The following is a 2,510-nucleotide window of genomic DNA, read 5'->3' as shown; positions in this document are numbered from 1 at the left end:
TTGCTTCAGAACTAACACAGTGGACGCGAGCAACTGAGGACAAGCCCTCGGCCTATTAGTACCGGTCAGCTCCACCCATTACTGGGCTTCCACATCCGGCCTATCAACCCAGTCGTCTACTGGGAGCCTTACCCTCTCAAGGAGGTGGGAATACTCATCTCGAAGCAGGCTTCCCGCTTAGATGCTTTCAGCGGTTATCCCTCCCGAACGTAGCCAACCAGCCATGCCCTTGGCAGGACAACTGGCACACCAGAGGTTCGTCCGTCCCGGTCCTCTCGTACTAGGGACAGCCCTTCTCAATATTCCTACGCGCGCAGCGGATAGGGACCGAACTGTCTCACGACGTTCTAAACCCAGCTCGCGTACCGCTTTAATGGGCGAACAGCCCAACCCTTGGGACCGACTCCAGCCCCAGGATGCGACGAGCCGACATCGAGGTGCCAAACCATCCCGTCGATATGGACTCTTGGGGAAGATCAGCCTGTTATCCCCGGGGTACCTTTTATCCGTTGAGCGACGGCGCTTCCACAAGCCACCGCCGGATCACTAGTCCCGACTTTCGTCCCTGCTCGACCCGTCGGTCTCACAGTCAAGCTCCCTTGTGCACTTACACTCAACACCTGATTGCCAACCAGGCTGAGGGAACCTTTGGGCGCCTCCGTTACCCTTTGGGAGGCAACCGCCCCAGTTAAACTACCCATCAGACACTGTCCCTGATCCGGATCACGGACCGAGGTTAGACATCCAGCACGACCAGAGTGGTATTTCAACGGCGACTCCACCATGACTGGCGTCACGGCTTCAAAGTCTCCCACCTATCCTACACAAGCCGAACCGAACACCAATATCAAACTGTAGTAAAGGTCCCGGGGTCTTTCCGTCCTGCTGCGCGAAACGAGCATCTTTACTCGTAGTGCAATTTCACCGGGCCTATGGTTGAGACAGTCGAGAAGTCGTTACGCCATTCGTGCAGGTCGGAACTTACCCGACAAGGAATTTCGCTACCTTAGGATGGTTATAGTTACCACCGCCGTTTACTGGCGCTTAAGTTCTCAGCTTCGCCCTGTCGAAACAGAGCTAACCGGTCCCCTTAACGTTCCAGCACCGGGCAGGCGTCAGTCCGTATACATCGCCTTACGGCTTCGCACGGACCTGTGTTTTTAGTAAACAGTCGCTTCTCGCTGGTCTCTGCGGCCACCCCCAGCTCACGGAGTAAATCCGATCACCAGTGATGGCCCCCCTTCTCCCGAAGTTACGGGGGCATTTTGCCGAGTTCCTTAACCATAGTTCACCCGAACGCCTCGGTATTCTCTACCTGACCACCTGAGTCGGTTTAGGGTACGGGCCGCCATGAAACTCGCTAGAGGCTTTTCTCGACAGCATAGGATCATCCACTTCACCACAATCGGCTCGGCATCAGGTCTCAGGCTATATGCGTGACGGATTTGCCTATCACACGCCCTACACCCTTACCCCGGGACTACCACCGCCCGGGCTGGACTACCTTCCTGCGTCACCCCATCGCTTACCTACTACCACCTTGGGTCGACGGCTCCACCACTTTCCTTTCCCCGAAGGGTCCGGAACGGCTTCACGGCCTTAGCATTAATGGATTCGATATTGGGCGTTTCAAAGCGGGTACCGGAATATCAACCGGTTGTCCATCGACTACGCCTGTCGGCCTCGCCTTAGGTCCCGACTTACCCTGGGCAGATCAGCTTGACCCAGGAACCCTTAGTCAATCGGCGCACACGTTTCTCACGTGTGTATCGCTACTCATGCCTGCATTCTCACTCGTGAACCGTCCACAACTCGCTTCCGCGGCTGCTTCACCCGGCACACGACGCTCCCCTACCCATCACAGCACCCGTTGGGGCTTATTGCTGCAATGACACGACTTCGGCGGTACGCTTGAGCCCCGCTACATTGTCGGCGCGGAATCACTTGACCAGTGAGCTATTACGCACTCTTTCAAGGGTGGCTGCTTCTAAGCCAACCTCCTGGTTGTCTCTGCGACTCCACATCCTTTCCCACTTAGCGTACGCTTAGGGGCCTTAGTCGATGCTCTGGGCTGTTTCCCTCTCGACCATGGAGCTTATCCCCCACAGTCTCACTGCCGTGCTCTCACTTACCGGCATTCGGAGTTTGGCTAAGGTCAGTAACCCGGTAGGGCCCATCGCCTATCCAGTGCTCTACCTCCGGCAAGAAACACACGACGCTGCACCTAAATGCATTTCGGGGAGAACCAGCTATCACGGAGTTTGATTGGCCTTTCACCCCTAACCACAGGTCATCCCCCAGGTTTTCAACCCTGGTGGGTTCGGTCCTCCACGAAGTCTTACCTCCGCTTCAACCTGCCCATGGCTAGATCACTCCGCTTCGGGTCTTGAGCGTGCTACTGAATCGCCCTATTCGGACTCGCTTTCGCTACGGCTTCCCCACACGGGTTAACCTCGCAACACACCGCAAACTCGCAGGCTCATTCTTCAAAAGGCACGCAGTCACGAGAC

1 rRNA gene (running past one end of the window) is annotated in these 2,510 nt (G+C 56.4%); it reads right to left on the bottom strand.

Features of this window, described 5'->3' with window-relative positions:
• Nucleotides 1–35 precede the first annotated feature (35 nt).
• Nucleotides 36–2,510 (bottom strand): 23S ribosomal RNA (locus ACFC0Z_RS34685); it runs 727 nt beyond the window's last position.

Source organism: Streptomyces sp. NPDC056144 (assembly GCF_042264145.1).
Lineage (GTDB): Bacteria > Actinomycetota > Actinomycetes > Streptomycetales > Streptomycetaceae > Streptomyces.
This window is presented reverse-complemented; position numbering and strand designations above follow the sequence as displayed.